This window comes from Bradyrhizobium rifense, assembly GCF_008123425.1.
Lineage (GTDB): Bacteria > Pseudomonadota > Alphaproteobacteria > Rhizobiales > Xanthobacteraceae > Bradyrhizobium > Bradyrhizobium rifense.
Window position 1 is genome coordinate 32,983 of the sequence record NZ_VSSS01000011.1, and the last position, 24,368, is coordinate 57,350.

At 63.5% G+C, this 24,368-nt stretch carries 29 protein-coding genes; 21 read left to right on the forward strand and 8 right to left on the reverse strand.

Going from position 1 to position 24,368, the window contains the following annotated elements; translation table 11 throughout:
- The first annotated feature begins 50 nt into the window (after nt 1–50).
- The 5 genes from FXB40_RS04980 (at nt 51) to FXB40_RS05000 (ending at nt 3,728) form a co-directional block, all read left to right on the forward strand.
- A complete protein-coding gene (locus FXB40_RS04980; RefSeq protein ID WP_187436674.1) occupies nt 51–1,019 on the forward strand; it encodes a YVTN family beta-propeller repeat protein in 969 nt (322 codons plus the stop codon).
- Nucleotides 1,016–1,822: an ABC transporter ATP-binding protein gene (locus FXB40_RS04985; protein ID WP_148771093.1), complete on the forward strand. Its 807-nt coding sequence runs from the start codon at nt 1,016–1,018 to the stop codon at nt 1,820–1,822. Before FXB40_RS04980 ends, FXB40_RS04985 begins: the two co-directional genes overlap by 4 nt.
- Nucleotides 1,819–2,667 (forward strand): ABC transporter permease, encoded by an 849-nt coding sequence (locus tag FXB40_RS04990; protein ID WP_148771094.1) that lies wholly within the window; start codon nt 1,819–1,821, stop codon nt 2,665–2,667. Before FXB40_RS04985 ends, FXB40_RS04990 begins: the two co-directional genes overlap by 4 nt.
- The gene (locus FXB40_RS04995; protein WP_148771095.1) at nt 2,664–3,278 is read left to right on the forward strand and encodes a hypothetical protein; all 615 of its coding nucleotides are present in this window, start codon (nt 2,664–2,666) and stop codon (nt 3,276–3,278) included. Before FXB40_RS04990 ends, FXB40_RS04995 begins: the two co-directional genes overlap by 4 nt.
- Nucleotides 3,279–3,428: 150 nt before the next feature.
- Nucleotides 3,429–3,728, forward strand: a complete 300-nt coding sequence (locus tag FXB40_RS05000; protein WP_148771096.1) for a copper-binding protein — start codon at nt 3,429–3,431, stop codon at nt 3,726–3,728.
- Nucleotides 3,729–3,896: 168 nt separating this feature from the next.
- On the opposite strand, the gene FXB40_RS05005 is transcribed toward FXB40_RS05000, so the two are convergent.
- Nucleotides 3,897–4,454 carry a PQQ-dependent catabolism-associated CXXCW motif protein gene (locus FXB40_RS05005; RefSeq protein WP_148771097.1) on the reverse strand — a complete coding sequence of 186 codons (558 nt, stop codon included), beginning with the start codon at nt 4,452–4,454 and terminating at the stop codon, nt 3,897–3,899.
- Nucleotides 4,451–5,284, reverse strand: coding sequence for a substrate-binding domain-containing protein (locus tag FXB40_RS05010; RefSeq protein ID WP_246207394.1), 834 nt, complete (start codon nt 5,282–5,284; stop codon nt 4,451–4,453). The genes FXB40_RS05005 and FXB40_RS05010 overlap by 4 nt, the downstream gene beginning before the upstream one ends.
- A 171-nt stretch (nt 5,285–5,455) precedes the next feature.
- Here FXB40_RS05010 and FXB40_RS05015 point away from each other — a divergent pair, with 171 nt between their 5' ends.
- Together FXB40_RS05015 and FXB40_RS05020 are read left to right on the forward strand one after the other, a co-directional pair.
- On the forward strand, nt 5,456–6,382 hold the full coding sequence (locus FXB40_RS05015; protein ID WP_148771099.1) for a quinoprotein relay system zinc metallohydrolase 2: 927 nt from the start codon (nt 5,456–5,458) through the stop codon (nt 6,380–6,382).
- Between the two features lie 69 nt (nt 6,383–6,451).
- Entirely contained in the window at nt 6,452–7,270 is an 819-nt protein-coding gene (locus FXB40_RS05020; RefSeq protein ID WP_148771100.1) for a quinoprotein dehydrogenase-associated SoxYZ-like carrier, read from the forward strand.
- A 15-nt stretch (nt 7,271–7,285) separates the two neighbouring features.
- Here the strand turns inward: FXB40_RS05020 and FXB40_RS05025 are convergent, their stop codons facing one another.
- Complete coding sequence (locus tag FXB40_RS05025) at nt 7,286–7,645, reverse strand: hypothetical protein (protein ID WP_187436675.1); 360 nt, start codon at nt 7,643–7,645, stop codon at nt 7,286–7,288.
- Between the two features lie 120 nt (nt 7,646–7,765).
- On the opposite strand from FXB40_RS05025, the gene FXB40_RS05030 reads away from it, so the two are divergent.
- The 5 genes from FXB40_RS05030 to FXB40_RS05050 are packed head-to-tail and all read left to right on the forward strand — an operon-like array spanning nt 7,766 to nt 11,395.
- On the forward strand, nt 7,766–8,707 hold the full coding sequence (locus FXB40_RS05030; RefSeq protein WP_246207380.1) for an ABC transporter substrate-binding protein: 942 nt from the start codon (nt 7,766–7,768) through the stop codon (nt 8,705–8,707).
- 1 nt (nt 8,708) lies between these two features.
- Nucleotides 8,709–9,446 carry an ABC transporter permease gene (locus tag FXB40_RS05035; RefSeq protein WP_148771103.1) on the forward strand — a complete coding sequence of 246 codons (738 nt, stop codon included), beginning with the start codon at nt 8,709–8,711 and terminating at the stop codon, nt 9,444–9,446.
- Nucleotides 9,436–10,164, forward strand: coding sequence for an ABC transporter ATP-binding protein (locus FXB40_RS05040; RefSeq protein ID WP_148771104.1), 729 nt, complete (start codon nt 9,436–9,438; stop codon nt 10,162–10,164). Before FXB40_RS05035 ends, FXB40_RS05040 begins: the two co-directional genes overlap by 11 nt.
- A 47-nt stretch (nt 10,165–10,211) precedes the next feature.
- Nucleotides 10,212–11,021 carry a pentapeptide repeat-containing protein gene (locus FXB40_RS05045; protein ID WP_187436676.1) on the forward strand — a complete coding sequence of 270 codons (810 nt, stop codon included), beginning with the start codon at nt 10,212–10,214 and terminating at the stop codon, nt 11,019–11,021.
- Between the two features lie 26 nt (nt 11,022–11,047).
- On the forward strand, nt 11,048–11,395 hold the full coding sequence (locus FXB40_RS05050) for a hypothetical protein (protein WP_148771106.1): 348 nt from the start codon (nt 11,048–11,050) through the stop codon (nt 11,393–11,395).
- A 10-nt stretch (nt 11,396–11,405) separates the two neighbouring features.
- On the opposite strand, the gene FXB40_RS05055 is transcribed toward FXB40_RS05050, so the two are convergent.
- From FXB40_RS05055 to lanM, 4 genes are all read right to left on the reverse strand, one after another.
- Nucleotides 11,406–11,615 carry a hypothetical protein gene (locus FXB40_RS05055; protein WP_045006746.1) on the reverse strand — a complete coding sequence of 70 codons (210 nt, stop codon included), beginning with the start codon at nt 11,613–11,615 and terminating at the stop codon, nt 11,406–11,408.
- 104 nt (nt 11,616–11,719) lie between these two features.
- Nucleotides 11,720–12,625: a DUF6662 family protein gene (locus FXB40_RS05060; protein WP_148771107.1), complete on the reverse strand. Its 906-nt coding sequence runs from the start codon at nt 12,623–12,625 to the stop codon at nt 11,720–11,722.
- Between the two features lie 24 nt (nt 12,626–12,649).
- Nucleotides 12,650–12,730, reverse strand: coding sequence for a pyrroloquinoline quinone precursor peptide PqqA (pqqA, locus tag FXB40_RS05065; RefSeq protein ID WP_012029362.1), 81 nt, complete (start codon nt 12,728–12,730; stop codon nt 12,650–12,652).
- A gap of 159 nt (nt 12,731–12,889) precedes the next feature.
- Complete coding sequence (lanM, locus tag FXB40_RS05070; RefSeq protein WP_148771108.1) at nt 12,890–13,282, reverse strand: lanmodulin LanM; 393 nt, start codon at nt 13,280–13,282, stop codon at nt 12,890–12,892.
- A 333-nt stretch (nt 13,283–13,615) separates the two neighbouring features.
- On the opposite strand from lanM, the gene FXB40_RS05075 reads away from it, so the two are divergent.
- The 5 genes from FXB40_RS05075 to FXB40_RS05095 all read left to right on the forward strand — a co-directional run bounded on the left by FXB40_RS05075 (nt 13,616) and on the right by FXB40_RS05095 (nt 18,285).
- Nucleotides 13,616–15,280 carry a methanol/ethanol family PQQ-dependent dehydrogenase gene (locus tag FXB40_RS05075; protein WP_148771109.1) on the forward strand — a complete coding sequence of 555 codons (1,665 nt, stop codon included), beginning with the start codon at nt 13,616–13,618 and terminating at the stop codon, nt 15,278–15,280.
- Between the two features lie 12 nt (nt 15,281–15,292).
- Nucleotides 15,293–15,646, forward strand: a complete 354-nt coding sequence (locus FXB40_RS05080) for a c-type cytochrome (RefSeq protein WP_148771110.1) — start codon at nt 15,293–15,295, stop codon at nt 15,644–15,646.
- Complete coding sequence (locus tag FXB40_RS05085) at nt 15,643–16,569, forward strand: substrate-binding periplasmic protein (RefSeq protein ID WP_148771111.1); 927 nt, start codon at nt 15,643–15,645, stop codon at nt 16,567–16,569. The genes FXB40_RS05080 and FXB40_RS05085 overlap by 4 nt, the downstream gene beginning before the upstream one ends.
- Nucleotides 16,570–16,732: 163 nt before the next feature.
- Nucleotides 16,733–17,773 carry an FUSC family protein gene (locus FXB40_RS05090; RefSeq protein ID WP_148771112.1) on the forward strand — a complete coding sequence of 347 codons (1,041 nt, stop codon included), beginning with the start codon at nt 16,733–16,735 and terminating at the stop codon, nt 17,771–17,773.
- A gap of 86 nt (nt 17,774–17,859) precedes the next feature.
- Entirely contained in the window at nt 17,860–18,285 is a 426-nt protein-coding gene (locus FXB40_RS05095; RefSeq protein WP_148771113.1) for a hypothetical protein, read from the forward strand.
- A gap of 54 nt (nt 18,286–18,339) precedes the next feature.
- Here the strand turns inward: FXB40_RS05095 and FXB40_RS05100 are convergent, their stop codons facing one another.
- Entirely contained in the window at nt 18,340–19,308 is a 969-nt protein-coding gene (locus FXB40_RS05100) for a helix-turn-helix domain-containing protein (RefSeq protein ID WP_148771114.1), read from the reverse strand.
- A gap of 513 nt (nt 19,309–19,821) precedes the next feature.
- Between FXB40_RS05100 and xoxF5 the strand changes: the two genes are divergently transcribed.
- From xoxF5 to gfa, 4 genes are all read left to right on the forward strand, one after another.
- Complete coding sequence (xoxF5, locus tag FXB40_RS05105; RefSeq protein ID WP_148771115.1) at nt 19,822–21,627, forward strand: lanthanide-dependent methanol dehydrogenase XoxF5; 1,806 nt, start codon at nt 19,822–19,824, stop codon at nt 21,625–21,627.
- Between the two features lie 111 nt (nt 21,628–21,738).
- Nucleotides 21,739–22,227, forward strand: a complete 489-nt coding sequence (locus FXB40_RS05110; protein WP_148771186.1) for a c-type cytochrome, methanol metabolism-related — start codon at nt 21,739–21,741, stop codon at nt 22,225–22,227.
- Nucleotides 22,228–22,288: 61 nt separating this feature from the next.
- A complete protein-coding gene (locus FXB40_RS05115; protein ID WP_148771116.1) occupies nt 22,289–23,398 on the forward strand; it encodes an S-(hydroxymethyl)glutathione dehydrogenase/class III alcohol dehydrogenase in 1,110 nt (369 codons plus the stop codon).
- A 33-nt stretch (nt 23,399–23,431) separates the two neighbouring features.
- Nucleotides 23,432–23,992 (forward strand): S-(hydroxymethyl)glutathione synthase, encoded by a 561-nt coding sequence (gene gfa, locus FXB40_RS05120; protein ID WP_148771117.1) that lies wholly within the window; start codon nt 23,432–23,434, stop codon nt 23,990–23,992.
- Nucleotides 23,993–24,368: the final 376 nt, after the last annotated feature.

Here is a 24,368-nt window from a genome sequence, read left to right on the forward strand (position 1 = left end):
CGATGCGACCTCCCCCGCAAGCGGGGGAGGTGCAACCAACACGCAGTGGAATGTTGCGCATGTGGCGCGTGGGATTGCTGTCCGGATTGGTGCTCGTCGCAGCGCCCGCGCATGCCTTCATCGCGTATGTCTCGAACGAAAAGAGCAACACGGTGTCGGTGATCGACACCGACAGCTGGACGGTGACCAAGACCATCAAGGTCGGCCAGCGCCCGCGCGGCATCGAGTTCACCCGCGATGGCAAATTCGTGATGGTCGCGGTCGGCGACGACGACACCATCCAAGTGATCGATGCCAAGACGCAAGCCGTTGTCGACACCCTGCCCTCCGGGCCTGACCCGGAATTATTCACTCAGGATGCTGCGGGCAAGACACTCTATGTCGCCAACGAGAACGACAATACGGTGACGGTGATCGATCTCGAGAAGCGCGCACGCCTCGGCGACATCCAGGTCGGTGTCGAGCCCGAAGGCATGACCATCAGCCCCGACGGAAAGATCCTGATCAACACGTCCGAGACGACCAACATGGCGCATTTCATCGACACCGCGTCGCGCCAGATCGTCGCCAACGTGCTGGTCGATGCGCGGCCGCGCTTTGCCGAATTCAAGCACGACGCGTCCGAATTGTGGGTGTCCTCCGAGATCGGCGGCACCGTGTCGATCGTCGATCCGCAGAAGCACGAGGTGATTGGCAAGGTCAATTTCGAGATTCCGGGCTTGAGGAAGGAGGCAATCCAGCCGGTCGGCATCGGCATGACCAAGGATGATAAAACAGCGTTCGTCGCGCTCGGCCCCGCCAACCGCGTCGCCGTGGTTGATGTCGCCACGCGCAAGGTGACGAAATATCTGCTGGTGGGACAGCGCGTCTGGCACATGGCGTTCACGCCGGACGAAAAATATCTGCTGGTGACCAACGGCGTCTCCAACGATGTCTCCGTCATCGACGTCGCTGCGCAAAAAGTGATCAAGACCATTCAGGTGGGCGAGCTGCCCTGGGGCATCACGATCGCACCATGACCAGCCCCGCCCCCATCGCCGAACCTCGCGAGACGCCACGGCCCGATCCCGCCGCGGTGCCAGCACTGTCGATCGACGGCGTCAGCCATTCCTACGGGCCGCGCCGGGCGCTGATCGACGTCTCCTTCAACGTGAGACCTGCGAGCTTCACCGCCCTGCTTGGCCTCAACGGCGCCGGCAAGAGCACGCTGTTCTCGCTGATCACGCGGCTGTTCGGCATCCAGACCGGCCGCGTCGGCATTTTCGGCCATGACATCAGCCGCACGCCCGGCGAGGCGCTGCGGCTGCTCGGTGTCGTGTTCCAGCCGCGCACGCTCGATCTCGATCTGTCGCTGACGCAGAACCTGCTCTATCACGCCGCCCTCCACGGCATCAGCCGTCGCGAGGCGGCCGCGCGCAGCGCCGAACTGCTCGCACGCATTGGCCTCTCCGACCGCGCCGGCAGCAAGGTGCGCGATCTCTCCGGCGGCCAGATGCGGCGGCTAGAGATCGCCCGCGCGCTGCTGCATCGGCCGCGGCTATTGCTGCTGGACGAGCCGACCGTCGGGCTCGACGTCAAGGCGCGGGCCGATATCATCAGAATTGTTCGTCAGCTCGTGACCGAGCAAGGCATCGGCGTGCTCTGGGCCACGCATCTGTTCGACGAGATCATGCCCAGTGACGACCTCGTGGTGCTGCACCAGGGCAAGGTGCTGGCGCAGGGCCCGATGGGCCGCGTCATCACCGAGGCCGGCGCGCAGGACGTGAACACCGCCTTCATGCGCCTGACCGGCGCGCAAGTGATGCCGGGAGGCGGCGCATGAGCAGCATCACCTCGCGCGACGTACCGCGCGGCTTCTCGGCCACGGAGTACCTGACCTGCCTCACCGGCATCGTCTGGCGCGAGGGCCTGCGCTTCCTGCATCAGCGCGAGCGTTTCGTCTCGGCGCTGGTGCGGCCGCTGGTCTGGCTGTTCATCTTTGCCGCCGGCTTCCGCCAGGTGCTCGGCATCTCCATCATCCCGCCTTACGAGACCTACATCCTCTACGAGGTCTTTATCGCGCCGGGGCTGATGGCGATGATCCAGCTGTTCAACGGCATGCAGTCCTCGCTCTCGATGGTCTATGACCGCGAGATGGGCAATATGCGCACGCTGCTGGTGAGCCCGCTGCCGCGCGGTTTCCTGCTGTTCTGCAAGCTGCTCGCGGGCACCGCGGTGTCGCTGCTCCAGGTCTATGCGTTCCTGATCATCGCCTGGTTCTGGGACATCACCCCTCCGCCGATCGGCTATCTCACGGTGCTGCCGGCGCTGATCCTGTCCGGGCTGATGCTGGGCTCGCTCGGCATGCTGATCTCCTCCGGCATCAAGCAGCTCGAGAACTTTGCCGGCGTCATGAACTTCGTGATCTTCCCGATGTTCTTTGCCTCCTCGGCGCTCTACCCACTCTGGCGGGTGCAGGAGGGCAGCCCCTATCTCTATTATGTCTGCCAGGCCAATCCGTTCACCCATGCGGTCGAGCTGATACGTTTTGCGCTCTATGGACAGATCAACTGGATCTCGTTGGCGGTGGTCGGAGCTTGCACAATCGTCTTCATGATCGCCGCGATCTATGCCTATGATCCCTCGCGCGGGCTGGCACGGCGCGGGCCTGCGGGAGGCGAAGGATGATGGTTCGGGCACTTGCCATGGCGGCCCTTGCGTTCGCGGTCTCGACCGCCGCCACACGCGCAGCCGATCCGCGCTATCCCGACTGGCCCTGCGCACAGGCCAAGGTACCTGAGATCTCGCTCGCGGCGGTCTGGGCCGGTCCTGCGCTCGACGACGCCGGGACCAAGTGGAAGGACGACAGCAAGATCAGCGCGCTGGTCTCGAAGCTGGCCGCGCGCAAGACGCCGCTGGACGAGGCCGAGAAGTCGGTGAAGGAATTTTTGAGCGGCTCCGCGACCGACAAGACCGCCAACGCAAAACTGCTGTTCGCCGGCCTGTTCGACACGCTGAATGCCCAGCGCTCCCAGGTCATGGGTGGGCTCGAACGCGTCAGCCGCAAGCAGCGCGAGGCCGCCGACAAGATCCGCGAGGAGACCATCCAGCTCCAGGCGCTGCAGGACGCCACGCCGCGCGACGACAGCAAGGTCGACGCGATGAGCAACCAGCTGATCTGGGAGACCCGCATTTTCGAGGACCGCCGCAAGGTGGTGCGATTCGTCTGCGAGGTTCCGACCACGATCGACCAGCGCCTGTTCGCGCTCGGCCGCGTCATCCAGCAGGAAATGGAATAGCGTCAGTCTTATAGCGTCAGTCTTGCTGACAGCTTTCATAAAAGTTCCCGCGATATCAACGCGATCATTCATGTTTGCCGCGCTATCTGCCGGAACCAAATCGATCTAAGATGGCTTGTCCTGTGAATCTCCAAATGCCGGGAGGCCCCGATGGGAACAGCAAAATTCATCCTCGCAGGTGCTGCAGCCATCACCATGCTCGCATCCCCCGCCTTTGCCGACGACATGACCGGAATGGTCACCAGCATCAATCGGCTCAACAGCACGATCTCGATCCAAGAGACGCAGAAGGGCACGGTCGGCGGCAGTGCCGGCGGCGCTGGTGCACTCCAGCAGTACAAGGCCAAGGATGCCGCGATGCTGGATGCCGTGCATGCCGGCGATCGGGTGACGTATTCCGCGACCGACGCGGATGGCACGGGCACGCTGACGAAGCTGCAGAAGCAGTAGGGCGACACTCCACCCACATCGTCATTGCGAGGAGCTCGCGACAAAATTGCACGGCAATTTTGCGCTGATGCGACGAAGCAATCCAGAGTCCCTCAACGGAGAGATTCTGGATTGCTTCGCTGCGCTCGCAATGACGAGGAGGAGGCTGCGCGCCCCTCATCGACACACCTACTGCTCAGGCCGCGGCTCCGGCTGTGCCTCTTCCGTTGGCAGCTTCGCATGCTCCCAGCCGTCGGTCCCTTCGGGATACCAGGCGACGTTGGAATAGCCGTAGGCGAGAGCGCGCTTGGCGGCGTTCCAGGACATCCAGCAATCGGCGAGGCAATAGATCACCACCAGCGCGGCCTTGTCGCCGTGCGAGGCCTGCATGAGACCGCGCTGTAAATAGTCGTCCATCGCCGGCGCCAAGGCACCGTAGCCTGTGTCCGGCAGCCAGATGCTGCCGGGAATGTTTTTCCGGGGCGCATCCCGCCACACCGTGCCTGCGGGAAGGTTCTTCGGCTTCGGCACACGCGGCAGCACGTCGATAAAGATACCGCTCTTCGCGCGCCAGATCGCCTCGGTCTCGGCCGTCGTCAGCACGCGCGCGCCTTCCAGCGTCGCCGGCACCGGCGCGCGGTAATTGTCGGTGCGATAGCCCTCTGGCTCGAACGGCTCCTGCTGCTGCGCCAAGGCCGGCACCGCCAGCACGGCGGCGACGAGCGCAGCGCCAAGCGGCCGCTTCATGGCGCCTTCTTGGCCGTCTCCGCACCGAGCGGCCGATCATTTTCATCCAGCAGCGGCACACCGAAGTCGAGCAGGATCTTGTTGATCTCGCCCTGGTTCTCCTGAATCAGCTTGTTGAGCTGCCGCTTCCAGTTCTGGTCGGCGCCGCGCACGCCCATGCCGATGCGATAGACCAGTTTGGGACCGGTGGTTTCCTTCACCAGCGGCGTCACGTGCAGCGAGCCGGCCTTCTTGGCGTAGTATCCCGCCATCGGTCCCCACAGCACGCCTGCGTCGATCTTGCCGGCAGCGAGGTCGTCGATCATGGCCTGCGCCGAATTGTCGTAGCGCGTGTCGATCATCAACGGATAGGGCTTTGCATCGCCCATCAGACCCGCAATTGCCATGTTGGTCGCCGGTGGCGTGCCGGCGACGATGCCGACATGCTTGCCTTTCAGCTTCGGGTCTTCGAGCGTGTCGACGTCCTCCAGCCCGCTGCCCGCTTTCGCAACCAGCGCGTAGGACGTGCGGTAATACGGATTGGTGCCTTGCACGAGGTCGTCGCCTTGCGGGAAGCCCATGATGACGTCGCAGCGATGCGCACCCAGCGTCATGCGCACGAAGCCCGTGGCCTGCGGGAAGAAGACGTAGTCGAGCTTCTTCTGAAGCTTGTCCGCGAACAGCTCGGCGAGCTTGTTCTCGATCCCCTCGCCTTTCTCATTGGAGAACGGCAGATTGCGCGGGTCGGCGCAGACGCGCAGCACCTTGGGGTCGACCAGCTCGAACGAGAGGTCACCACTATCGGTCGTCTGCGCGCGGGCAACGTCGCCGATCGCACAAGACGCCACCATCACACACAGTGAAAACAACCAGCGACGATGTCGTCCGGCCTCCATCCCGCTTCCTCCTCATTTCATTCGAATGCTATCCATGCAACGCAGGACGCACCATGTTTTGCCAAACTTTGCGTTGGCTTGTTGTGCTGCAGTGCAATGCCGCAACCCCTGAACTGAGGCGGAAAAGTGTCGCATCTCACGTCAAAGATCGCAGCCCTGTCCCTGCTGGGGCTCGCGACGCTAGCACGCGCCGGGGCAGCCGAATTGCCTGTGAGCGAAGTCGCACCGGGAATCTTCGTGCACTCCGGGACCATCGCCCTGATGACCCGCGAGAACGAGGGCGACATTGCCAATGTCGGCTTCATTGTCGGCGAGGATTCGGTGGCCATGATCGATACCGGCGGCAGCCTGCGTGAAGGCGAGGCGCTGCTGGCCGCGGTGCGGGCCCACACCAGCAAGCCGATCCGTTACGTGATCAACACCCACGGCCATCCCGACCATGTCTTCGGCAATGCGGCCTTTGTGGCTGACGGAACCAGCTTCGTCGGCCACAGCAAGCTGCCGTCGGCGCTGGCGACGCGCGGGCCGTATTATCTCGATAATTTCCGGCGCATCATGGGCGGCGAACTGATCGATCCCGTGAAGATCGTGCCGCCGACTGTGCTGGTTAAGGACACCATGACGCTCGATCTCGGATCGCGCCGGCTGATCTTGCGGGCATGGCCGGCCGCGCACAGCGACAATGACCTGACGGTGTTCGACGAGACGACCAGGACGCTGTTCGCAGGCGATCTGGTCTTTCTCCGCCACATTCCGGTGGTGGATGGCAGCATTCGCGGCTGGCTTGCTTTGCTGAAGGAGCTGGAGACCGTTCCGGCGGTCCGCGTCGTTCCCGGTCACGGCCCTGTGAGCGACTGGCCTGCCGCGCTCTCCGATGAACAGCGTTACCTCTCGACGCTGCTGTCGGACGTCCGTGCCTCGAACAGGAAGGGCGAGCCGATCCGGACCGCGGCCGAGAAGGCAGCCGCCACCGAGCAGTCGCATTGGGAACTGTTCGACGACTACAACGCTCGCAACGCAACCGCAGCATTTTCGGAAATTGAATGGGAGTAGCGGACGCGCTACGCTCATTGGGATCAGCTACGCTGACCCAGACTGCTTCGTCCTCGCAGGACCACGACCATGACGGGATGCACACGCCGCCTGCCCCTGATCGCCGCGCTGCTCGGCATTGCCTTCGCACTGCCTGCGAGCGCCGAGGAGGCCTACGATCCCTGGCCTGGCCTGGTGCAGGATATCTTCAGCAACCGTCCGATGAACGATGGCAACGACGTCATCGCCATCGAGATGCCCTATCGCGCCGAGGATGCGGCCATCGTGCCGGTGACCCTGCGCAGCAAGCTCTCACCCGCAGATAGCCGCCGCATCCGATCGATCACGCTGGTGATCGACCGCAACCCGGCGCCGATGGCCGCGAAATTCGAGCTCGGCGCGGACGCCAATGTCAGCGAGATCTCCACGCGCGTGCGCGTCAATAATTACACCGACGTCCATGCGGTGGCGGAGCTCAGCGACGGCCAGCTTTACGTCTCCAAGACCTATGTGAAGGCGTCAGGCGGCTGCTCGGCCCCGGCGGGGAAGAACGCGGAAGAGGCCCAGAACCGCCTCGGCCAGATGCGCTACCGGCAATTCGGGCGCGAGGAGGCGCCGGCGAGCCGCATCCGCGAGGCCCAGATCATGATCGGCCATCCCAACAATTCCGGCCTGCAGATGGATCAGGTCACGCAGCTCTATATTCCCGCCTTCTTCGTCAACCAGCTGAAGCTGACGCAGGACGACAGCCCCGTGCTGTCGATGGAAGGCGGCATCTCGATCTCGGAAGATCCCAATCTGCGCTTCACCTATGTCTCCAACGGCGCGAAGCGATTCCGCGCGGAGGCCAAGGACACGGATGGGCACCTGTTCCGGAATGAATGGGATGTGGAGAAGCCGGGGACTTAGGTCTTCTATCTTCAGCTAGAAACACCTCACCTCCGCCTCGGCCTGCGCCCGCCGCAAATCATTCACGGCCGAATTCGCCTGCTCTGATGTCCGGAACTGGGTGCCGAGATTGCCTTGGACCTGGGACATGCTGAGTGCGGTCTCGGCGGTGACATAGCGCTCGTAACTGACAATCGAGGCGACCACGTCGATCGAGCAGGAGCATTGTTCGATCGCCTGCCGCGTCTCGCCATTGGCCTTCATGCAGCCATAGACATATTCCGCGCGCGCCGACGTCGGATAATCATTGGCCTCCTCGGCCCGCACCGCGTAAATCGTCGCCGCGAGCACGACCATAGCGGCGACAATCGGTCGTACCTGTCCCGCGAAACTCATGAGCGTCCTCCCGCTGGTTGCGATGAAAGCTATGCTATGCCTATTGTCCTGAAAAGCACGCAATCTGCGGAAATGGCTCACAAGGTGATGAGAGTTTTGGGACGAACATTGGCGCTCGCGATGATGCTGGCGCTGGGCATGCCCGCCCATGCTGCGGATATCATTCGCCTGGCGGTGCAGAAGACCGGAACGTTCTCCTGGGAACTGGCGACCATCCGCGAGGCCGGGCTCGACAAGGAGGCCAATCTGGCGCTGGAGGTCACCGAGCTTGCGAGCCCCGAGGCCGGCAAGATCGCGCTGCGCGCCGGCAATGCCGACATCATGCTGTCGGACTGGCTGTGGGTCTCGCGCGAGCGCGCACTCGGCGCCAAGCTCACCTTCTATCCCTATTCCAGCGCGCTCGGCGCGGTGATGGTGCCCGCGGCATCGCCGATCAAGACGCTCGCCGATCTGAAGGGCCGCAAGCTCGGCGTCGGCGGCGGCCCGATCGACAAGAGCTGGCTGCTGCTGCAAGCACGCATGAAGCAGGACGGCATCGACCTCAAATCGGATGCGACGATCGCCTATGGCGCGCCGCCTCTGATCGCCGCCAAGACGCTCGACGGCGAGATGGATGCGAGCCTGAATTTCTGGAATTTCTGCGCCCAACTCGAGGCCAAGGGTTTCCGGCGCCTCGCCGGCATCGAGGAGATTTTGCCGAAACTCGGCGCCAAGGGCGCGGTGTCCGCCGTCGGCTATGTCTTCGACGAGAGCTGGGCCGCGAGCCATCGTGACGCCGTGGCGCGTTTCATCGCAATGACCCGCAAGGCCAAGCAGCTGCTGGTCACCTCGGATGCAGCCTGGGACAAGATCGCCCCGCTCACCGGCGCGACTGATCCAGCCATGCTCAAGACCTACCGAGACCGCTATCGTGACGGCATTCCGCGCCGGAACATCAGCGATGAGGAAGCGGATGCGCGCGTGCTCTATCGCGTGCTGGCCGAGATCGGCGGCCGCGACCTGGTCGGTCCGGCGGCCGAGCTCGATCCCGGCACGTTCTATCACGCCGTCCCCGGAGACTGAGGTGCTGCGCCTTCTGTCGATTGCCCTGCTCCTTGCGATCTGGTGGACAGCCGCGCTGTTCGTCGGCGGCGCAAAACTGCCCTCCCCGCCCGCCGTGCTCAACGTCATCGTTGCGGAGGCCACGAGCGGCGCGCTGTTCCTGCATCTCGGTGCGACGCTGGCGCGCGTCGCGCTGTCCTTCGTGCTGGCGATGTCGCTCGGCAGCGCGATCGGTTATTGGATGGGCCGGGTCAAGCTCGCCGACCGGCTCGGAGATCCCTGGCTGATCCTGCTGTTGAACCTGCCGGCGCTGGTGGTGATCGTGCTGGCCTATATCTGGGCCGGGCTCACCGAGGCGGCGGCGATCGCTGCCATCGCCATCAACAAGCTGCCGACCGCAGTCGTCACCTTGCGCGAAGGCACGCGCGCGCTCGATCGTTCGCTCGACGAGATGGCGACCGTGTTCGCGATGCCGCGCTGGCGCGCCTTCCGCCATGTCGTGCTGCCCCAGCTCGCGCCCTATATCGCGGCCTCCTCCCGCTCCGGCCTGTCGCTGGTGTGGAAAATCGTGCTGGTCGCCGAACTGCTGGGACGGCCGAATGGCGTCGGCTTCGAGATCGGCGTTGCCTTCCAGCTGTTCGACACGCCGCGGCTGCTGGCCTATTCCCTGACATTCGCCGCGGTCGTGCTCGTGATCGAGACGGCGCTGGTGCAGCCGTTCGAGGCCCGCGCAACGCGGTGGCGGCCCCGTGCGGCTTGAGGTCGAGATCACAGGCAAAGCGTTCAAGAACGCGGCGGGCGGGACGCAGGACGTGCTGGCGCCGATCAAGTTCTCGCTAGGAGACGGAGAGGTCGGCGTGCTCATTGGTCCGTCCGGCTGCGGCAAGAGCACGATGCTGCGGATCATCCTCGGACTCGATCCGGATTTTCAAGGCACCGTCGCGCGCCCGCCGAACGCGCGGATCGGCATGGTGTTCCAGGAGCCGCGGCTGTTGCCTTGGCGCTCGGTCGAGCAGAATGTGCGGCTGGCGGCCCCCGCCGTCAGCGACGCCAAACTGTCCGAACTGTTCAGAATCCTGGAGCTGGAGGCGCATCGCAGCCACTATCCCGGCGAGCTCTCGCTGGGATTGGCCCGGCGCGTGGCGCTCGCCCGCGCCTTTGCCGTCGAGCCGGATATTCTGGTACTCGACGAACCGCTGGCATCGCTCGATGACGCTCTCTCCGGACGCCTGCGCGATGAGATTGCAACGCTCGTCGCGAGCCGGCCGGTGATGACGCTTTTGGTGACACACAGCCTGGACGATGCAGTGCGCCTGGGCGATCGGCTGTTCTTCCTGTCGCCGCGGCCGGCGCGGATCGTGGCCGAGGTGCCTATCGGTACCCCGCGCGACGCACGCGGCGAAGCCGAGATTGCGGCGATCAAGGCCGGCCTCGCCCGACGAGCTCAAGGCGACCGCGCCGAGCGAGATGTCTCATAGCCGGTCGCTTGGCGGACGTGCTAGACAGGCCGGCGTCGGAGTTGATGATGACGCGGACGGTCGCCCTCGCAACGCGTGGTCTTGCAACGCTTGGCCTCGCACTCGTCGCGGTGACGGCGAGCGCGCAGGACATGATGCGCGACGTCGACCTCACCTCCCCCGCGATGGTCTCGGCCGAAATGACCAGGCCAGAGGTCGAGGCCGTGCTGGCCAAAGCGAGCGCCGCGCAGCCTGCCGATTTCACCGGCAAGCGTCTGTCGGGCCTCGATCTCTCGGGGCTGGACCTGTCCAACGCGGTTCTCCGCACCGCGCGGCTCAACAAGACAATACTCCGAGACGCCAGGCTTGACCGTGCGATCCTCGATCAGGCGTGGCTGCTGGATGCGGATCTTACCGGGGCAAGCCTGAAGGGCGCCAATCTGTTCGCGTCGCAAATGGCCCGCGCGCGTCTCGACGGCGCGGACCTGTCGGGAGCGCGCATCGCTGCCGACCTCACCGGCGCAAGCCTGGTCGGCGCCTCGATCGCGGACGCGCATCTTGGCGCCGATATGCGCAACCAGTCGATGGGGCTGATGCGCGCGGTGCTGAGATCCGCCAACCTGGAACGGCTGAACGCGCGCAACGCCGATTTGTCGCGCGTCGACCTCGAATTCGCGGCCCTCAGGGGCGCCGATCTGACCGGTGCATCACTGAAAAACGCCCAACTCGGCGGAGCCGATCTGACCGGCGCCATCGTCATCGACGCCGATTTCGACGGCGCCGATCTCGTCTCGGCGAAGCTGATCGCACCGATCGGCCTTGACCGCGCCAGAAATTTCGACAAGGCAAAGAACCGCGAGCGCCTGATCAGGGAATGACGGCGCGCCTTTGGGAGGACTGGCAGATGCGTTGGGTTCTGGCTTTGATCGCGTTGTTGACGCTTGCCGGCGAAGCCGCCGCGCAGGCCAAGGGCAAAGGCATCCGACTTTGGAACCTGACGTCGGAGACGATCTCCGGCTTCCAGCTCGCGCCTAGCGGCAAGACCGACTGGGGCCCGAACCAGTGCCTGAACGACAAGGACAAGGAGGTCGACCACGACGAGCGGCTGCGCATCACCGGCGTCGAGCCCGGCCGCTACGACGCCAAGGTCAGCTATCCCAATTCCCGGCAATGCGTCGTCCGCGACATCGAGATCAGGGCCGATGCGGTGTTCTCGATCGCCGACAAGGATTTGAAGGACTGCACGAAGTAGCGCGAGCCGCTCACGCCTTGTCGTTCGGGTGGGGATATTCGCAGCGCCAGCGCACCGCCTGCCACTTCGGGTGATCACCGACCCATTGCGCGATATAGGGCGGCGCGGCCATTGCACATTGCGTCGGCGACCCCGCGTAGTTGAACACAATATGCTGCTCCTCGCAGGTCGCAGGCGAGAGCACCGCACACACAGTCACCACCAGGTCGATCGGATTCATGCAGGGATCCTCGCGCGGAAGCGATTAAGTCTAGCACAAAGGGATACGTCGCGAGGAGCCGGAAGTTTCAATCCGGCGTGAGGGATGCGCTGGAACCCGCTTAGCTAGAAGTTAATCCCGAACACCAGCCGCGCCTGGTGCCGCTCGAAATTGACGAGGTCGAGATTGGCGCCCGATCCGGCCGGACGGCCCCAGGCCTGCATGCTCCAGCTCAAGGTGAGCCGCGATTGCTCGGAGAGCTGGAAGTAGGCGGTTGGCCCGACGAACAGGGCTTGCCCTGAGAACGCGCCGAGGCCGATGCCTTCATACTGGCGGAAGTAGCGTATCTCCCCGCCGAGCAGCACGTTTGGGCTGACGCGCACCATGCCGGCGAAAGCGGCGCCGATGGTGGAGCTCTTCTCGGACAGCCCGCTCACCTCGAAGCGTGTCCATTCCGGCTGGTAGATCAGATTGAGCGCGCCGATCGCAAAATTCGGGATCAGCTCGCGATCGAAGGCGAGCGTGAAATCAGTGCCGTACATCCGTCCCTTGGCGCCGCTGACCTCGTCGATGCGATCGCCATGGGTCTCGGCGGCGATCGTCATCCCGAACGGGGCGCGCTCACGGTCGAGCAGGCGATAACGCAGGTCGAGCGAGAGGCCCTGGAAGTTGAACTGGCGGCGGTCGTCGATATCAGGGACGCCGGTGATGTCGTGCAGCGTGGCGTTGGCGCCGACTTCAATGCGAAAATTCGGCAGCGGCACGATTTCGATCTCGACCTCCTGGCTGAGGGCGCGATAGGTGCCACCGCTTTTGCCGAAGCGTCCCGTCGTCTGGGTCTGGAATTCGCGCTCGCCGGGATTGCCGACATCGCTGCCGATCATGAAGCCGAAGATGTGCTCGGTGTCGAAGCCCTCTTCGGCGCTAGCGCATATTGGCACGAGCGTGAGCGTGCACGCGATCGCCGTCCAGATTGTGTGGGCTCCAATGCGCATCACGAACACTACCACGGCTTCGACGGTATTCGCCATCGAAGCCGCGGCAGGTCGTCAGTCCTACTTGCGCGCAGCGCAGGCGTACATGTTGATTTCCATGCCGACCGGCACTTCCACGATCTTCGGAGCTTTCCAGGCCATTCGGGTCTCCCCAAGTATTGAGCGCGACATCGCGCCGGGCGAAACCTAGGGCTGCCTCAGCAACTGCGCAAGCCTGGAATGGGACCGCGAACACAGTGAACACGCGTACAGTTCACTCTCGGGCAAACCGCCTTCGCTCCCAGTCAAGCGCGGGTGTTCTCAGCGCAACAGTCGCAGCAATGCGCGACCCGCGCGCGAGTTCAGCTCCTTCGCATCCAGCGTTCCATCCTTGTCGGGATTCGCCGCGTTGAAGCGCTGCTCCACCACGGCGAGATATTCGTCGAGCGTCAGCGTCCCGTCGTGATCGGGGTCGGCGGCGGCGAGTTCTTTCGCCGTTAACCGTCCGCGCAATTCACGCGCGTCGAGCGTGCCATCATGATCGGGATCGAGCTTCGCGAACAGCGCGGCGGCGGCCTTCTTTACCTCGGCGAGATCGAGCGTGCCGTCATTGTCGGTGTCGAACATCTTGACGGCGCCGCCGGATGCCGACCAGGCCGGACCGGAGAGCACGGCAAACGTGAGCGCTAGCGCAACTGAGCGACGCGATATCATTTTGACCTCCCTGACCATGAACCCCGATTCGCGGGGGATCGCGACAACATAAGTCCGCAAGCCCGCCTCGGTTCAAGCCGAATTGCGATGCTTCGCCTGCGACGAACCCGTTCGCGTCAAGATTTTCGCGCTGCGCCAATCTTCGCGCCGTGGAAATTGGTGCAGCGCATTCGCGCAAGACGCGCAAAATTCTTCGAAGATTACCGCATCAAGCCTGGCATCTGGCGTCCAACATATCGGCAGCGCGCTTTCGACTTTCGTATTGACGGGTTTTGCTTTCGGGCGGAGTGTTGCAATCGCAGCGTCAAAAGGCGCGCATATTGGGAGGAACGGATGAAACGCTTTGCGATGGCCGCGAGCCTCGTCATATCCGCATGCTCGGTTGCGAGCGCACAGACGACCGATCAACTGGTCAAAGGCGCAACCGATACGTCGAACGTTCTGAACTACGGGATGGGCTACAATCTCCAGCGCTTCTCGACGCTGAACCAGGTCAACAAGGACACCGTCAAGAACCTCGTCCCGGTCTGGAATTATTCCTTCAACGACGATCGCAGCGAGGAATCGCAGCCGCTGGTGTACCAGGGCGTGATCTACGTGACCTCTCACAACGCGACCATGGCGGTCGACGCCAAGACCGGCAAGCAGATCTGGAAATCCAAGATCGAATATCCGGCCGAGACGCCGCGTATCGTCTGCTGCGGCATCATCAATCGCGGTGGCGCGCTCTACGAGGGCAAGCTGTTCCGCACCACGCTCGACGCCAACGTGATCGCGATCGACGCCAAGGACGGCAAGGAGCTGTGGCGGCAGAAGGCGGCCGACATCAAGGAAGGCTATTCGATGACGGTGGCGCCATTGGTCGCCGACGGCGTCGTCATCACCGGCATCTCCGGCGCCGAGTTCGGCACCCGCGGCTTCATCGACGGCTGGGATCCGGCAACGGGCAAGCATCTCTGGCGCACCCATTCGGTCCCCTCGCCGGATGAGCCCGGCGGCGACACCTGGAAGGGTGACACCTGGAAGCTCGGCGGCGGTTCGACCTGGATCACGGGCTCCTATGATCCAGAGCTGAACACGGTTTATTGGGGCATCGGCAATCCCGGCCCGTTCAACGCGGCCGTGCGCCCCGGCGACAATCTCTACACCTGCTCCGTGCTGGCGATGGATCCCAAGACCGGCAAGATCAAGTGGCACTACCAGTTCTCGCCGAACAATCCGTTCGACTATGACTCGGTGGCCGAGATGGTCCTCGCCGACATGAACGTCGAGGGCAAGCCGACCAAGGTGCTGATGGATGCCAACCGCAACGGCTTCTTCTACGTGCTCGACCGCACCAACGGAAAGGTGCTGGCGGCCAATCCTTACGTGAAGGTGAATTGGGCAACCGGCGTCGACCTGAAGACCGGCCGTCCGACCGAGACCGACGTCGTCAAGGATGCGCGCGAGGGCAAGAAGGTCACCGTCTATCCGTCGATCCTCGGCGGCAAGAACTGGGAGCCGATGTCGTTCAATCCGCAGACCGGCCTCGCCTACGCCAACACGCTCGCCTTCGGCGGCAGGTACAAGTCGGAGCCGGCCACCTTCAAGCAGGGTGAATGGTATCTCGGCATGGACCTCACCGATCCCTGGGAATGGGGTGACGGCGCGCGCGGCCATCTGAAGGCGATCGATCCGATGACCGGCAAGGCGAAGTGGGAGGCGGCAAGCGACATCCCGCGCTTCTCCGGCGTGCTGTCGACCGCGGGCGGCGTCGTATTCACGGGTGCGCTGACCGGCGAGTTCGAGGCCTTCGACGCCGACACCGGCAAGAAGCTCTGGCAGTTCCAGACCGGCTCCGGCATCGAGGGACAGCCGGTGACCTGGCAACAGGACGGCGTGCAGTACATCGCCGTCACCAGTGGCTATGGCGGCGTCTACTCGCTGTTCTCCGGCGACGAGCGGCTGGCCAAGGTGCCGCCCGGCGGCTCGCTGTGGGTCTTTGCGGTGAAGCAGTAACGGCCAGACACGTTGAGAGACATTGCTCAGAAGACGGTGGCGATCCTCGCCACCGTCGCGGTGTTGACGGTCGCGCTTGCGGCGACCGTTCGCGCCGCGGATGATTCGAACGGCAATCCGCTGCAGGCGCAGATCGACCACGGCAAGTCGACCTATGCCGAAAAATGCTCGCACTGCCACGGCCCCAACATGATGAATTCCGGCACCATCACGCCGGACCTGCGCGCCTTTCCCGACGACAGGACGCGCTTCGTCACCACCGTGAAGAACGGCAAGAACAACAAGATGCCGCCCTGGGGCGACATTCTGAACGACGACGAGATCGGAAATCTCTGGGCCTTCATCTCGAGCCGGAGGAAGCCATGAGGGGCCGGCTGGCAGTACTCGGTCTCGCCGCGATGCTCGCGGCTTCGGCAACGGCGGCGTGGGCGGCAGATCCGCTGAGCATCTGTCTCGACGAGGACCGGCCGCCACTCTCGGCGCATCACCGCGGCAAGCCGGATTCCGGCTTCGACGTGCTGCTGGCGCAGGCGATCGCGGACCGGATCGGACGCCCGCTCAGGATCCAGTGGTTCGAGAGCAAGCTGGACGAAGATTCGAGCCCGCAGCTCGAGGCCAATGCGCTGCTCTCCGACGGTCGCTGCTCCCTGGTCGGCGGCTACGCACTGACGACGGATTCCCTCGTCAAGCCCGGCCTGAAGACGGCGCGCCTGCCGGATTTCGCGGGCGCCACGCGCGATGACCGACGCCGCCGCGTTGCGCTCGGCGTACTCGCGCCGAGCCGGCCTTACGTTTACTCGCCGATGACGGTGGTGCTCGGGCCCAAGGCGCGCGACCGCAAGATCAGCGATATCGGCGACCTCGCCGGTCTTCGTCTTGCGATCGAAAGCGGATCGCTCGGCGACGCCATCCTGATGACCTTCGACAAGGGGCGGCTGATCGACAACATCACCCATCTCGTGCCCGCACGCGACGACCTTCTGGGCGCGCTTGATCGCGGCGATTATGATGCGACCCTGATCGATCTCGCGCGCTACGATGCCCACCGCGCCGCGCATCCCGATACGGCGATATCAGCCTCCGGCTATTATTATCCGATCGGGGCCAATCGCGGCTATGTCGGACTTGGCAACGATCCTGCCTTGATCGAGGCCGTCAACAAGGCGCTGACGGATCTTGCGGCCGAGGGCAAGATCACCGAATTCGGCAAGCAAGCCGGCCTGACCTATCTGCCGCCGCGCGAGCCGGCGATCCTCGGAGACGTCTGGACGAAGATCATTCAGAGGTGAGGTCGTCGCGACCGCCATGCCGCACCGCTCTCCGCTCTCATGCCCCGCGAAGGCGGGCGATGACAGCAAGAATGTGGAGAGCGCCCGCCATAATCCGTCCGCTGGCCGAGCGGCATCCGGAGCCTTATGATCGAGGCATTCATCCGCCCCTTTTTGGTGCCCTGTGAACGCCCCGACCATCCCGCCCTCCGCCGGCCTGCGCGATGTCCTTGCCCGCGAAATCAAGAGCGGCGAGCTGCTGCGCGCGCTGATCGGGGTCGGCCCGTTCGTTGCCGCCTATTTCATCTCGCGCGAGACGGCACTGTTGAATTTGGGACTGATTGCGGTGTCGCTGCTCATTCCGGCACTGCGGCTGCACCTTCCGTCCAAAGTGATCGCGTGGCACTACCTTGCGATCCTCGTGGCGTTTGCGGCTCTCTTTCTCGCCGCTCCGATCAAACCGCTGTTCGTTGTGCTGACGGCGCTGGCCGGCTTCCTTGCGGTGGCGGCAACGCGCTATGGCGAGCACTTCCGGACGCTCGGCAATTGGGCGTTCATTCCGGCCGTCTATCTTGCCTGCGAGGTGCGTGAGGGTGTGAACGCGCCAGAAGCGCTGCGTCATGCCGGCATCATCATTGTCTCCTCACCGGTTGCGCTGGCGCTGGTCTGCGGCATCCAGATCTATAATCAGCGGCGGCAAGACAATATCGCGACCTCGTTCGGACCGCCTGCGGCCGAATGGCTGCTGCCTGCGGCGGCAACCGCCATCGCCGTCTTTGCCGCAGCGGCCCTGGTCGAAATTCTGGATCTTGCGCAGGGGCAATGGGTGATGTGGTCGGCCGCAAGCGTCGTGGTCGGAGATCTCTCCGCCTCCACCGACAAGCTGAAGCAACGTGCCATCGGCGCCTTCGTCGGTGTGCCACTGGGCTTCCTCGCTGGCCTCGCGCTGCCGCAGAACCGCGTCGGTTATGCGCTTGCGGTTCTCGCGGCCACGCTCACGCTGATCTCGTTCTCCCGCTATATCGTCGGCTTCGGCCTGCGCTGCTTCTTCATCGCGCTCGCTGCATCCTTGGCCGGCGGCGCCAGCGGCATTGCGGAGGAGCGCGTCGCCAATGTGATCATCGGTGGGGCGTTCGGCCTCATCGCAGTGGCCCTGACCGACATCGTCTGGCAGCGTGTGGTGCGGAGACGTGGTTCGCCCCCTTCGCATCCGACCAAAGCCTAGTGTCGCAAGCGCCCTGGCCGGCTATGATCGTGCGCTACCGCCGGAAGCCCCTTGCCTTGCCCTCCCGAACGAGAAAGGCCGTTCGCATGAGACCCGATGCCCTCGCCGTGGCCGCCCTGGTCATCCTGCTTTTCCCGATGGGCTATTTCCTGCTGGCGTCGCCTGCTTTCCTGCTGGTGAAGCTCGACATCCCGCCCGTCACGCAGCTCTTGCGCGGGATGTTCAACATCCAGTTCAGAATGGTGAGCGTTGCCGGCACGATCGGGACGGCAGCTTTCATCTTCGCCGGACGGCCGCTGTTCGCCGCAGGCATCGGCCTGATTGCGGTCCTGGCGATCTGGGGCCGCCCGTGGTTCATGCGACAGATGGATGATCAGCTCAGCGCCAGAGATGCGGGCGATGCGAACGCGGTACGCCAGCTGCGTCGTTTGCATTGGAAGGCAATGCTGTGCAACGCAGTGCTGGTCGCCGCTCTCGTGGCCAGCATTCCCTACGTTGCGACAACGACCTGAGAGGATCGCGCGTCCGGCAAGCGGCTCCAGGACGGGCCGCAGCGTGAGGCGCGCCTAGTTCTCGTCCACGGCGACAGCGCCCTGCTGCCCCTTGTGGATCGAGGACGGCACCACACCAAAGTATTTCCGGAACACGCGGCTGAAATGCGATGAGCTGGAGAAGCCCCACGAGAACGCGACGTCGGTGATGGTCTTGCCGCCGTGAGCCTCGAGCTCCTGGCGGCAGTTCTGGAGGCGTGCCTGCCAGATGTAATCGCTCACCGTGGTGCCGCGCTCCGAGAACAGCATGTGCAGATAGCGCTTGGAGCAGCCGAGCTCGGCGGAGATCTGGTCGATGCACAGATCGGGATCGCGGAGGTGCTCGCGGATGAAAAATTGGGCACGCACATACATCGCCTCGGGCCCGACCCGATCGAACATCGTGTCGGCTTCGCGCAGCGGCAGCAGCAACAGGTCGATCAGCGAATCGGCGACACCGACCGCGCTGTTGGCCGACAGCTTCGCCGCCTCGTCGAACGTGGCATGGACGAAATCATGGGCGATCCGTCCCGTCCCCGTCTTCGCCGACAGTTTGCAGGCCGGCATGCGCTGCGACGGGAAGCCGCGATCGCGCAGCAGTGCCTTCGGCACGATCACCACGTCGTGGCGCGTGAAGGCGGGACTGACGATCAGATGCGGGCATGAGACGTCATAGGCGATGATGTCGCCGGGGTTCAGCTCGATGTGGCGGCCTTCCTGCTCGAAATAGGACACGCCATATGTCTGGAAGTGAATCTTGATGTACGGGTGTTCGTTGGCCTTGGCGCGCGCCAGCGTGTGCGCGATGCGATGCTGGCTCACCTCGATCTGGCAGAGCTTCAGGCGCGAGACGGAGGTGTAGTCGATGCGCCCTTCGAGCGAGGATGCCTCCAGCGGATCGACATCAAAGTGTCCGCACAGACTCGTCAGCCCGTCGATCCAGCTCTGGATCTGCCGCTTCGGCGTCAGTCCCGTCGTCGAGAGCGTGTGAATTGTGTCGGACATTAATCCAGCCACTGGCGTGTTCCGGGATTCGATGCGAATCGCGACCAGCGCTTCCGGAGCCCTCAGCCGTGATTGCGTGACGTTTACCTCGAATTTGGGCGGTCTTTTGGAACGAGCGCCATCGCTCCATTGCCACCCTTGAACGTTAATCCTCCGCCTTAGTTGCACCGCCGTCAAGGGGAACCTGTTTGTTGAGCGCTGCACCACGGCGAGCGGAAGCCGCTGAATTCGCTACTGCAAAATCAAAAACTTCGCATCCGTGCGCTATCGAGCAAAGCGGCTTCTCTCTTGGGCAAGTTTCCCGATAGCGAAGTCGTTAGGAATTACGGCAGGAACAAAAAAAACAGGCCGCTCCTGCACGCGGACCTGTAGCTCTCATCCTGAGGAGGAAACAGCACAGCATCGTTTCTGGTCCCCAACGTGACCGCCCTGCACGAGCAGACGCCGGACGAAAAGCCCGGTGATTAAGCAATGCTTCGGAAACAATAAAACGCGACCAACGGAGGAATGACTATGCGCAAGGTGCTACTGGCGACCTTTCTTGGCTCCGCGGCGGCTCTCGCCGTCGGCGGCGCCTCTGCCAATGACGAGCTGAACAAGATGTCGCAGAACCCGAAAGACTGGGTGATGCCGACAGGCGACTATGCCAATACCCGCTACTCCAAGCTCAACCAGATCAACGCACAAAATGTCGGCAAGCTCCAGGTCGCCTGGACCTTCTCGACCGGCGTGCTGCGCGGCCATGAAGGCGGCCCGCTGGTGATCGGCAACATGATGTACGTCCACACGCCGTTCCCGAACAAGGTCTACGCCATTGACCTTTCCAACGAGAACAAGATCGTCTGGAAGTACGAGCCGAAGCAGGATCCGAACGTTATCCCGGTGATGTGCTGCGATACGGTTAACCGTGGCCTGTCATACGGCGACGGCAAGATCTTCCTGCATCAGGCCGACACAACCCTGGTCGCGCTCGACGCCAAGTCCGGTCAGGTTGCATGGACCGCCAAGAACGGCGATCCGAGTAAGGGCGAGACCGGCACCTCAGCGCCGATGGTCGTCAAGGATAAGGTGCTGGTCGGCATCTCCGGCGGCGAGTTCGGCGTTCAGGCCCACATGACTGCGTACGACATCAAGACCGGCAAGGTCGCCTGGCGCGGCTATTCGGAAGGCCCGGATGACCAGATCCTGGTCGACGACAAGACCACCGCACTCGGCAAGCCGGTCGGCAAGGATTCAAGCCTCAAGACCTGGCAAGGCGATCAGTGGAAGATCGGCGGCGGCGCGACATGGGGCTGGATCTCCTACGATCCTGAGCTGAACCTCGTCTATTACGGATCGGGCAATCCCTCGACCTGGAATCCGAAGCAGCGTCCCGGCGACAACAAATGGTCGATGACGATCTGGGCACGTAACCCGGACACCGGTGTCGCCAAGTGGGTCTACCAGATGACGCCCCATGACGAATGGGACTATGACGGCGTCAACGAGATGATCCTCTCGGATCAGTCGATCAACGGCCAGGCGCGCAAGCTGCTGACGCATTTCGATCGTAACGGCCTCGGCTATACGCTCGATCGCGCCACTGGCGAGCTTCTGGTCGCCGAAAAGTACGATCCGAAGGTGAACTGGACCTCCGGCGTCGACATGGACAAGAACTCCGCCACCTATGGCCGTCCGAAGGTGCTCGACACAGCTTCGACCGACAAGGCCGGCGAGGATCACAACGTGAAGGGCATCTGCCCGGCCGCGCTCGGCACCAAGGACGAGCAGCCGGCGGCCTACTCGCCGGACACGCAGCTGTTCTACGTTCCGACCAACCACGTCTGCATGGACTACGAGCCGTTCAAGGTGAGCTACACCGCGGGCCAGCCCTATGTGGGCGCAACGCTCTCGATGTATCCGCCGCAGGGCGATACCAACATGGGTAACTTCATCGCCTGGGACGGCAAGACCGGCAAGATCGTCTGGTCGAACAAGGAGCAGTTCTCGGTCTGGTCGGGTGCGCTCGCGACCGCCGGCGGCGTGGTGTTCTACGGCACGCTCGAAGGCTATCTGAAGGCAGTCGATGCCAAGACCGGCAAGGAGCTCTACAAGTTCAAGACTCCCTCCGGCATCATCGGCAACGTCACCACCTATGAGAACAGCGGCAAGCAGTATGTCGCCGTGCTCTCCGGCGTGGGCGGCTGGGCCGGCATCGGTCTGGCAGCTGGTCTGACCGATCCGACCGCAGGTCTCGGCGCAGTCGGTGGCTACGCCGCGCTCAGCAACTACACGGCACTCGGCGGCACGCTGACCGTGTTCTCGCTGCCCGCGAACTAGCGTCAGCTTCGTATCGCTCCGGCGCGTGGATCAACTCCACGCGCCGGCTCGTCTCCACCTGATGCCTTCGAGGAACACCTCTTGCGTAAAATCTGCTCTGTCATTGCTGCGATGATCTTCGTTGCGTCCGGAGGAATTGCTATCGCGGACGGCTCGGGCGACCCGACCGCCGTCAAGCAGAACGAAACTGGCGAATGGCTCGATAAGGAAGGAAACCCGACCTACAAGATCAATGGCGACTCGGTCGACTGGTACACCTATTCTGGATACCGCCGCTATCACTCGGACTGCCATGTGTGTCATGGCCCGGATGGCATGGGATCGACCTATGCGCCCGCACTGAAGGATTCGCTCAAGACGATGAGCTATGCCGATTTTCTCGGCGTCGTCGCCTCGGGCCGCAAGAATATCTCCACCGCGGCAGAGAACGTGATGCCGGCCTTCGGAGATAATCCGAACGTCGCCTGCTACATGGACGATCTCTACGTCTATCTGCGCGCCCGTTCCAACGAGGCCTGGGGCCGCGCCCGTCCCGGCAAGCATGAGGACAAGAACGACGCCTATACCAAGAATGAAGACTCGTGCATGGGCAAGAAGTGAACGTTTGGGGCCCGGCTGAGACTTAAGTCTCGGCGCCCCGCGAGAATCTGAGGAGTTACCGATGAAGACACGTGCCGCCGTCGCATTTGAAGCCAAGAAACCGCTCGAGATCGTCGAAGTCGATCTGGATGGGCCGAAGGCCGGCGAAGTCCTGGTCGAGATCAAGGCGACGGGCATCTGCCATACCGACGCCTACACGCTCGACGGTCTCGACAGCGAAGGAATCTTCCCGTCGATCCTCGGCCATGAGGGCGCCGGCATCATCCGCGAGATCGGCGCGGGCGTGACCTCGGTGAAGCCGGGCGATCACGTCATTCCGCTCTACACGCCGGAATGCCGTCAGTGCAAAAGCTGTCTGAGCCAGAAGACCAATCTCTGCACCGCGATCCGCGCGACGCAGGGCAAGGGCGTAATGCCTGACGGCACCAGCCGCTTCTCCTACAAGGGCAAGCCGATCTATCACTATATGGGCTGCTCGACCTTCTCCAACTTCACGGTGCTGCCCGAGATCGCGGTGGCGAAGATCCGCGAGGACGCCCCCTTCGACAAGAGCTGCTATATCGGCTGCGGCGTCACCACCGGCGTCGGCGCCGTCGTCAACACCGCGAAGGTCGAACCGGGCTCCAACGTCGTCGTGTTCGGCCTCGGCGGCATCGGGTTGAACGTGATACAGGGCGCCAAGATGGCCGGCGCCGACAAGATCATCGGCGTCGACGTCAACGACTCCAAGGAGGAATGGGGCCGCCGGTTCGGCATGACCGATTTCGTCAACCCCAAGAAGATCACCGGCGACATCGTCCCGCATCTGGTGACCCTGACCGACGGCGGCGCCGACTACACCTTCGACTGCACCGGCAACACCACGGTGATGCGCCAGGCGCTGGAAGCCTGCCATCGCGGCTGGGGCACCTCGATCGTCATCGGCGTCGCCGAAGCCGGCAAGGAGATCGCAACCCGTCCGTTCCAGCTCGTCACCGGCCGCAACTGGCGCGGCACCGCCTTCGGCGGCGCCCGCGGTCGCACTGACGTGCCGAAGATCGTCGACTGGTACATGAACGGAAAGATCCAGATCGACCCGATGATCACCCACACGCTCAAGCTCGAAGACATCAACAGGGGCTTCGACCTGATGCACGAAGGTAAATCGATTCGTTCAGTCGTCGTGTTCTAGCTCGCAAGCGTCACACCCAAGGAGGATCGACCCATGACTGCACTTCATCCCTCGATCGACAACGGTCTCAAACAAGGCACCGGCCACTTTGCCGGCGGCACGCTCGCCTGCAAATGCAAGGACCATCAGGTCAAGGTCGGCATCAAGGGCGACGTGGCGCACAACCACGCCTGCGGCTGCACCAAGTGCTGGAAGCCGGAAGGCGCGAACTTCTCCGTGGTCGCGGTGGTGCCGCGCCAGAATCTCACCGTGCTCGAGAACGGCGACAAGCTCCAGATCGTCGACGCCTCGGCGGTGATCCAGCGGCACGCCTGCAAGGCCTGCGGCACGCACATGTATGGCCGCATCGAGAACAAGAACCATCCGTTCTACGGTCTCGACTTCATCCATCCGGAGCTGTTCCAGGAGCAGGGTTCGCAGGCGCCGCAATTCGCCGCCTTCGTCTCCTCGGTCATCGAATCCGGCGTCAAGCCGGAGCAGATGGCCGGTATCCGGTCGCGGCTGAAGGAAATCGGGCTCGAGCCCTATGACTGCCTGTCGCCGGCGCTGATGGATGCAATCGCCACCCACGTGGCGAAGGCCAAAGCCGCCTGACAAGGCCGCCAGAAGTTTGTCCGTCCCCTCGCTGTTCACCAGAGAGGGGACGGACAGCTCTCGAATGATTTGCGGCGAGTTTGCCGCCTGTGCAATTTGCGTATGCGAGCGCGTTCCGCTCCCTCAGTCCTGGTCTCTGAATGACTGCGCAGTGCCGCCCTCTTCCTGCTTGAAGTCAGCGCGCCTTGCGATTCTCCCTCCCTCGACTGAGGAATACTGCTTCGTCCGCGCAGTCCCTCTGGCGGACGAAGCTTTTTTCGCCGCGCCTCAGATTCTGTAGTCGCCCGACGCGCGACGCGCCCTGCTTTTGACAAGCTTCGTTGCAATCTTTTCCCGTCGAGAACGGCTCGTCAAGAACACTTGGCTGTGAACGCCG